Source organism: Tumebacillus amylolyticus (assembly GCF_016722965.1).
In the GTDB taxonomy this organism is placed as follows: Bacteria; Bacillota; Bacilli; order Tumebacillales; family Tumebacillaceae; genus Tumebacillus; species Tumebacillus amylolyticus.
In genome coordinates, this window is record NZ_JAEQNB010000006.1 from 307,451 (window position 1) to 315,092 (window position 7,642).

General features: G+C 56.4%; 8 protein-coding genes. 2 read left to right on the forward strand and 6 right to left on the reverse strand.

Going from position 1 to position 7,642, the window contains the following annotated elements:
- Positions 1-262: 262 nt before the first annotated feature.
- Positions 263-1,723, forward strand: coding sequence for a methyl-accepting chemotaxis protein (locus JJB07_RS18980; protein WP_201637646.1), 1,461 nt, complete (start codon positions 263-265; stop codon positions 1,721-1,723).
- Positions 1,724-1,801: 78 nt separating this feature from the next.
- On the opposite strand, the gene kynU is transcribed toward JJB07_RS18980, so the two are convergent.
- Together kynU and JJB07_RS18990 are read right to left on the reverse strand one after the other, a co-directional pair.
- Positions 1,802-3,082 (reverse strand): kynureninase, encoded by a 1,281-nt coding sequence (gene kynU, locus JJB07_RS18985; protein ID WP_201637647.1) that lies wholly within the window; start codon positions 3,080-3,082, stop codon positions 1,802-1,804.
- 18 nt (positions 3,083-3,100) lie between these two features.
- Complete coding sequence (locus JJB07_RS18990; RefSeq protein WP_201637648.1) at positions 3,101-4,342, reverse strand: glycosyltransferase; 1,242 nt, start codon at positions 4,340-4,342, stop codon at positions 3,101-3,103.
- Between the two features lie 99 nt (positions 4,343-4,441).
- On the opposite strand from JJB07_RS18990, the gene JJB07_RS18995 reads away from it, so the two are divergent.
- A complete protein-coding gene (locus JJB07_RS18995) occupies positions 4,442-5,170 on the forward strand; it encodes a hypothetical protein (RefSeq protein WP_201637649.1) in 729 nt (242 codons plus the stop codon).
- A 94-nt stretch (positions 5,171-5,264) separates the two neighbouring features.
- Here JJB07_RS18995 and JJB07_RS19000 read toward each other — a convergent pair whose 3' ends face one another.
- The 4 genes from JJB07_RS19000 to JJB07_RS19015 are packed head-to-tail and all read right to left on the reverse strand — an operon-like array spanning position 5,265 to position 7,629.
- Entirely contained in the window at positions 5,265-5,441 is a 177-nt protein-coding gene (locus JJB07_RS19000) for a hypothetical protein (RefSeq protein ID WP_201637650.1), read from the reverse strand.
- Complete coding sequence (locus JJB07_RS19005) at positions 5,438-6,046, reverse strand: hypothetical protein (RefSeq protein WP_201637651.1); 609 nt, start codon at positions 6,044-6,046, stop codon at positions 5,438-5,440. The genes JJB07_RS19000 and JJB07_RS19005 overlap by 4 nt, the downstream gene beginning before the upstream one ends.
- Positions 6,027-6,620: a GTPase gene (locus tag JJB07_RS19010; protein WP_201637652.1), complete on the reverse strand. Its 594-nt coding sequence runs from the start codon at positions 6,618-6,620 to the stop codon at positions 6,027-6,029. The genes JJB07_RS19005 and JJB07_RS19010 overlap by 20 nt, the downstream gene beginning before the upstream one ends.
- A complete protein-coding gene (locus JJB07_RS19015; RefSeq protein WP_201637715.1) occupies positions 6,595-7,629 on the reverse strand; it encodes an AAA family ATPase in 1,035 nt (344 codons plus the stop codon). Before JJB07_RS19015 ends, JJB07_RS19010 begins: the two co-directional genes overlap by 26 nt.
- Between the last annotated feature and the right edge of the window lie 13 nt (positions 7,630-7,642).

Consider the following 7,642-nt stretch of genomic DNA (forward strand, 5'->3'; position numbering starts at 1 on the left):
AAACGAGTCTCTTGAGTGTTCATTCGAACAAAAAAAAGTAGTCTTTAGAATCAACTCATGCAGGAATTATCATATACAGAATGAAAATAGTAACATTAACGACGAAACATTCACAATAAACCAAACTGCACTATCATTATCACTCATTGATCTCTAAGAAAATCAATCCAAACCAAGGAGGTATTAGGCACATTTCATTTCAGAATGACAAAATTTAATTTCTGTAGTACGATATGAAAAAGTGAAGTGAGGTGTACAACTCATGAGCAACAACGGCCAGTTGAACCAGCAAACGAACAAATATTTGATGATCGGCATGTGGGCCGCCATCGTGCTGGCCACATTGGCTGCACGAAATCAATTTATTTTGATCATGGATGCCGTGGGCGCAGGCCTGCTGGGTGCCTTCATCACCTTCTTGATCTTGAAAAAGATCTGGGTTAAGCAAACTCCGTACATCTATATCGGGGCTTTCATGGTGTTCGACCTGTTGTCGTTCATCGGAGACCATACCGCCGCCTCCTACCTGAACATCTGCCTGAGCGTGATGATGCTCTCGTTCTACCACAGAGCGCGCATCATCATGATCGCCGGGATCGGCGGTGTGCTGATGGAGTTTGTTCTGGTGATCTTCTTCCGTCATTGGTATTCGGAAGCGGACCTCACGTACATCTACGTCATCATCGAAGTCTCCGTCATGGCGGTCGTCATCCTCGCCATCCAGACCCGGATCGGGTACCGGATGCGTCTGGAAGTAGAACAACAACGCCAAGAAGCGGTCGAAGCCAAGGAGCGTGTCGACCTGCTGTTGCAGCAAATCAAGCAGTCGGTTCACACCTTGCGTGAACTCGGGGACATCGTGACGACGAACGTCTCGGCGACTGGTCAGATTTCCAAGGAAGTCACCGCCGCGTTCGGCGAAATTGCGCACGGTGTCAGCGAACAAGCGGCAAGCGTCGCCGATATCAACGAATCGATGCAAGTCGTCAACCATTCGGTGCAAACGGTCTCTGAACGCTCCACCACGATGCGCGACCTCTCGCAATCGACGGTGTCCGTCACGGTAGAAGGCAACAAGCAGATCTCCTATGCGGCCTCCGAGATGGAGGAAGTCTCCTCGATCATCTCTAATTCGGTGGTGCTCATGGCGGAATTGACCGACCAGACCCAGCAGATCGGCACCATCCTCGACACGATCACCGAGATTTCCGCACAGACCAATCTCTTGGCGCTCAACGCAGCCATAGAAGCCGCACGAGCCGGTGAACACGGCCGCGGATTTGCCGTCGTCTCAGACGAAGTGCGCAAACTGGCGGAACGCTCCCAACACTCCACCGAAAAAATCGCCAACATCCTCGGCGAAATTCAAGAAAAAACCAGCCAAGTCACCGCCATCGTCAACGAAGGCCAGCAAAAAATGCTCTCCTCCAAAAAAGCCACCCAACAAGCCGAACAGTTCTTCGAACACATCATGTCCAACACCGACAACGTCGTACGTCAAGCAAACGACGTGCAGATGATGGTGCAGAACCTGATTGCCTCCTCCAACGTCACGATCGACGAAGTCACCTCGATCTCCTCCGTCACCGAACAGACCTCGGCTGCCGTCCAAGAAGTCCTCACATCGGTTGAGGAACAATACAGCCGGATCGAAGAGGTCGTCGATTCTTTCAACAACTTGGAGAACCTCATCTCCCAACTCACCGCCCTCACCAAGAAGTAAGAGGCATGAAAAAAAGCCCCACGAGCCATTCGAACTGGCCGTGGGGCTTTTTTTTGCTGTATGCAGGTCTTGCCGGTCTTAGGCGACGACGTTACGTCCGGTCGCGAACACTTCGTACTCGCGGTTTTCGATGATCCCACGCAGGGCTTCAACGGTGCGCCAGACTTCCTCATAGGAGGTGTACAAGGCAATCGGCGCCAAGCGGATGACGTTCGGGAATCGGAAATCCGGGATGATGTGGCGGGCTTTCAACGCTTTGCAGATGCGCACCGCCTCTTCATGCTCCAACGAGACGTGTCCCCCGCGGCGTTCGGCTTCACGCGGGTTGCCGATCACATAACCGAGCGACTCCGGCAGGCGGTCGATCAAGCCCATGAGGTATTCCGTCTGGCGCAACGATTTCGCACGCAGACGCTCCATCCCCGCCTCTTCAAAAATTTGCAGAGAGCCGAGCAACGGGGCCGAGCTCAGCAGATGCGTCGTGCCGATCTGCCAAGCACCCGCCGTCTCAGCGGGTTCAAACTCATGCACCATGTCAAACTGACGCTCCTTGTGGTAGCCGAACCAACCGCTGAGGCCCGGACGGGTGCCAAAGTGGCGCTCGTTGACGTAGAGCCCGCCGACAGAACCTGGACCTGCGTTCAGATACTTATAGTTGCACCAGAACGCGAAGTCGGTCCCCCACTCCGAGAAGCGGTGCGGCACCGAGCCGATGGAGTGACAGCAATCAAAACCGATCAGAATCCCCCGCTTGTGCGCTTCCCGGGTCAATCGCTCCATGTCGAGCAGTTGCCCCGAGCGATACAACACAGCCGGGAGCAAGATCAGGGCGATCTCGTCGGTCATCGCCGCGATGATGTCGTCCTCCTCGATCAAGCGTCCGTCGCGACTCTTCACCTGCACGAGATGTTCCGCCGGGTCGAGACCTTTGAGCAGGACTTGGCTTTGCAGCGCGTAGATGTCGGACGGGAAATTCAACTCATCCGCCAAAATCTTCGTGCGCTTGCCTTCGGGACGATAAAAAGTCGAGACCATCTGGTGCAAATTGACGGTGGTCGAACCGGTCACGATGACTTCCTCCGGCTTGCCGCCCACGAGGTCGCTTTGTCGCTTGCCCAACTCTTCCGCCAAATAGAACCACGGTGGAGACGCTTCGGTCCAGCCTTCAATGCCAAGCGTCTTCCACTCTTCCAACGCTTTAAGAACCGCTTGCTCCGCATCGCGAGACGCCAACCCAAGCGAGTTGCCGTCCATGTAAATCGTATCCGGCAACAGGTAGAACCGCTCGCGGAACCCCGCCAACTCGTCCTCCCGGTCCAACTGCTGTGCTTCCTCTAACGTCCAGTTCCAATCTGCCATTGATGTGGCCCCCTCGTTCTAACGGTTACTTTGCTCCTGCATCGCCTGCTGGCACAGCTCGACCAATTTCCCCACCACATGCTCCGAAGAGAAGTTCTCCACAGAATTCGATTCGGCGCGGGCTTGTTGCTCGTCCAGACGGCCGAGGTAGAGTTCCAACGCATCGGCGATGCCGTCCACGTCGTCCGGATGATGAACCTGCCAGCCGTAGTCTTGCAACAAGCGGCCCGCCGTGCCTTTCGTCGACGTGATCCCGAGAATCGGGCGTCGTGCGCCCAAGTAGTCGATCAGCTTCGAGCTCAAAAACAAATTCACATCGCTCGGCGCATCGACCAACAACAGGATGTCGGTCTGCGCCATCGCCTCCAAGCTTTTGCGATACGGCACTTGCCCGACGCGTTGCACCGTCATGCCCAGGGTGCGCTCCGCTTCTTCGAGCAACGGGTGAAACGTTCGTTCGACGTTGCCGACCACCTGCAATTCCAAGCCTTCCACCAGATCAGGGCGGCGTTCCTTCAGCACGCGCAGACCTTTTACCAACGGCTCCGGGCTGCGCAGGCCGTAAAAATCGCCGATGTAGGCGAGGCGAATTTTTTCAGAAGGGGTTTCTTGCTCTGTTCCTATGTACAATTCCGGGTCATAGTGATGCGGCAGGACGACTGACTTGCCCGCTACATCGACGGTGGGATGGGCCGCTGCGTACAACTCCAACATCTCTTGCGTGGGGAAAATCAGCTTGTCCGCAAGTTGAACGACTTCGCTCTCCCAAGCTTCGATGGCTTGTTTCTTGCGTCCATGGTACGGATGGTACGGATTGTGCGCCCACGGGTCGCTGAATTGCGCGATCCACGGCAAATCGAACCGCTTCTTGGCATAGAGCGCCGCCAAGTGACTCGACCCCGGTTGGGAGCGGGAGTACAGGACGTCATACTGTCCTCGTTCCACCATCATATTCATCATCGTCTCGGCCGCCCGCAGCCAGATCGGGTTGTCTATAGAAGACATCCGACCCACCGTCTCGCGGTAGATCTTGCGCAGAACGCGCGAGGTCGGCTTGGGGTTGGACAGGCGGGTGATTTGCACATCGTCGCCCATCTCTTCGACCAAAAACGGGTCCACTTTGAACTCCGCCTCTTCTCCGACGGTCACCAGATCAACTTGAAACTGTCGGGAGAGGAATTTCAACGTCTTCGCAACCAAAATTGACTCCGCGTTCAATTGCGGAGGTGCATAGTAGGAAATCATCAGCATTTTCTTCATCGACGGGTCCACCTCATCTCTCATCTTACCCTATTCGCCGCTCATGAGGAAAGCCTCGTCCGCATATGAGTTATCAAGGAAGAGGAGGTGTAGATCCCGATGATGCGAACGATGATGCGCGAACATCCCGTTTCCTCGCGAATCGTCCTGTACTTGATGATCATGCTGATCGCGTGCCTGTTCATCCCGTCCGGTGCGATGGCGCACAAGCCGATTTTTGTCGAGCGGGCTGTCCAAGGGTATGACCAAGCGTTTCCCATCCCCGATCCGACGACGTCGTATGCGGTGTACGGAAATCTCACGACCCCGCGCCAAGTCGATCTGTACAAACTGACGGTGACGGAGGAGACGCCGTTCTACGCCAGACTGTCCGTACCCAAAAAGCCGGGCAGCGACTCCTACACGCCCGCTCTCGTCCTGTTCGGGCCGGGGTTGCCGAAATCCAACGAGCCGCCGAACTACCCGCTTTCGACGCCGGAGGGGTTAGGCCAGGGGATTTTTCTGTACGACGGCCAAGAGGACGAGTTTTTTGAACCGTTTACGCAGACGACGCTTTTGCAGAGGCAATTCGTTGCGAGAAAGTTGGAGCCGGGTACGTATTACCTCGCCGTCTACGAACCGCAGGACCGAACAGGCAAGTACGTGCTCGCGACCGGCACCGAGGAGAAATTCGGCGCCGCAGATTGGCTCAAGTTTCCCTCCACTTGGCTGAAAGTGCGGATGTGGTACGATCCCGCACAAACGTGGGGCGTTCTGGCGTTGTTGGCCGGTGGAGTTGTGGCTCTCATCGCGTACTTGCGTTCGAGAAAAAAAGGCACCCGTCCGTGAGGGCTGCTGCTCAGACCGGGCGGCGAGCCGACAAACATGAATCACAAAAAAGCGACCAAGTTCCCGAATAAAGTCGGGAATCTGGTCGCTTTTTTTAGGAACGGTCGCAGATCGGGCAAGTGCCGCGGCGAAGCGTGGTTTCGCGCAACTCGATCTTGGCGAGGGCACGGCCTTGGTCGATGCCGTCTTGGTAGCCGAGTCGGCGACCGACGGTGAACCCGATCAAGATGCAGAGCAACAGGAGAAGGATGCCGAGGATCACCCAGGTCAATTTGGCTCCCTCCTCTCCCGCCACCTGATCCCGACCAGCAGCGCCATCACGATGTGGACGATCGGAATCGCCACGATGACTTCCGCCGTTCGAAGCGGGGCCAGCAAGATCGCGGCCAACGCACTGATGAACAAAAGCAGGGTGGCTTCCACAACGCCGGCGCGAATGGCCCAGTTCGTCTGTCCCGATCGACGGTCATGGTGAACGTCCATCAGATCGTCGAGCAGTTGGATCATGATCATGACGAACACGGCCCACGCGGTGGTCTGCGGCCCGCTCAGCCAGAGGGCGAGGCAGATTGCGAGGATCGATTCGAGCCAGCCCGGCAGTCGGGTGGGCATTTTTTCCGAAAGGTCATGCCCCATTCCGATTGCGTAGGAGGCGAGAAAAAGCGCCAAGGCCACGCTTGGCGCAAGCGCCATCGCCACGCCGAACAGCAGAAGTCCGTACGGCAGGCAGGCGCGTCCGAGACGAACGGACAGCGTGTGCCGCCCGACGCTTTTGTCAAACTCCACATCGAGCGCATCGTCCATCAACTTGATCGTCAGTCCGGTCAAGACCATGCCGAAGATTTCGACAAGGAGGCTAGACCAGACGCCATACATGATCTTTCACCTCCCGAAATCCTTGGCGGTACAGGGCGGAGATGGGGAGCAAGTTGAGGCCCTTCATCTCTTTTTCCAACAGTTTGAAGCCACGTTGCCCGTCGGGGAGATCGACTTTGTTGGCGAGGCAGAGGTAGCCGCTTTTTCGGGAACCGAGCTCGGCGATTTGCAGATCGAGCTCGCCGAGGTTTTTGAGGCCCCCTGCCTTCATGATCTCGCTGGCGTCGACGAGATGGAGGACGCAATCTGCAAGGCGAAGTTCTTCGAGCGTTTGCGCCATTGCCTCGCGCATTTCAAGGTCCGGGTGGATGCCGTCGACGAGGCCCGTGGAGTCGGTGAGTTTGAGTTGGCGCATGCCTTTGCCGCGCGGGAGTTCCAGCGAGATCGATTGCAGCGAGCGGGTGTGGTGGGCTTCGGTGCTGGAGAGCTCTTCGCGGGCGGTGCTTACGTTGTATTTGCGCTGACGGGTGGTGCCGTCGGGCAATTGAAAGTAGACATCCATTCGCTGGAGCCCGAGGAACTCCGCGAAGTTGAGGCAGAAAATGGTCTTACCGACGTTGGTTCGGCCAATCACGAGACAGTTCCTCATTTTTGAGTTCCTCCCCCATCACCAAGTCCTCCGGTTCGATCCGCATTAACTCTTCGCGAGACGGGCGCTCGTTGTCGAGCAGCCGCACCGCGTGCAGGCGAATCGCCCGCTCGATGATGTTGCGCACCATCCGGGCGTTGCTGAAGTTTCGACGTCCCGCCCCTTGCAAGCTGTCGCGGAGGAACGAGCGCAATTTGACATTGGCTTCGTGCGACAGACGGTATTCGCGTTGGCGGAGCATCGTGTCCGAGATCTGCATCAGTTCGTGCTCCGAGTAGTCCTCAAAATGGACGGTGATCGGGAAGCGCGACGGCAAGCCGGGGTTGGTGCGCAGAAACTGATCCATTTCCAAGCCGTAGCCGGCGAGGATGAGGATGAAGTCGTTTTTGTGGTCTTCCATGGATTTGACGAGGCAATCGATGGCTTCCTTGCCGAAGTCTTTTTCGCCGCCGCGGGCGAGGGAGTAGGCTTCGTCAATGAACATGATGCCGCCGAGTGCTTTTTTGACGTGTTCTCTCGTTTTTTGGGCGGTGTGCCCAATGTATTCGCCGACGAGATCGGCCCGTTCCACTTCTACCAGATGACCTTTTGACAAGACGCCAAGTTCACGCATCAAACGGGCCAAGATGCGTGCCACCGTCGTTTTCCCGGTGCCCGGATTGCCTTTGAAGATCATATGCAAGACGATGGGTTCGGTGGCGAGTTTGGCGGCGGAGCGTTTTTGCTGAATTTGAATGAAAGCAAAAATCTCCTTGACCAAATTCTTCACCTGTCGCAACCCGATCAGTCCGTCAAGTTCTTTGATGATCGCCTGGTAGCGCTGTGTATCGACAACGGCCGTTTGGCCTTTGTTCTCACGGCGGAGGGTGGAGTTCGGGCTGCTCCCATTCAATCGTTTGAGCGCCTCATTCAAGGCTACCTCGCCCTTGCGGAATTGATCCAACACATCCGGACCCGACTCGCGCAAGGAAGGAGTCCTGTTACCGCTCCTCATCACGTGATTTCCA

What these genes read in the sequence shown, in the direction of transcription:
- JJB07_RS18980 (WP_201637646.1), top strand. Translation starts at nt 263, where the DNA reads ATGAGCAACAACGGCCAGTTGAACCAGCAAACGAACAAATATTTGATG.
- kynU (WP_201637647.1), bottom strand. Translation starts at nt 3,082, where the DNA reads ATGGCAGATTGGAACTGGACGTTAGAGGAAGCACAGCAGTTGGACCGG.
- JJB07_RS18990 (WP_201637648.1), bottom strand. Translation starts at nt 4,342, where the DNA reads ATGAAGAAAATGCTGATGATTTCCTACTATGCACCTCCGCAATTGAAC.
- JJB07_RS18995 (WP_201637649.1), top strand. Translation starts at nt 4,442, where the DNA reads ATGATGCGAACGATGATGCGCGAACATCCCGTTTCCTCGCGAATCGTC.
- JJB07_RS19005 (WP_201637651.1), bottom strand. Translation starts at nt 6,046, where the DNA reads ATGTATGGCGTCTGGTCTAGCCTCCTTGTCGAAATCTTCGGCATGGTC.
- JJB07_RS19015 (WP_201637715.1), bottom strand. Translation starts at nt 7,629, where the DNA reads ATGAGGAGCGGTAACAGGACTCCTTCCTTGCGCGAGTCGGGTCCGGAT.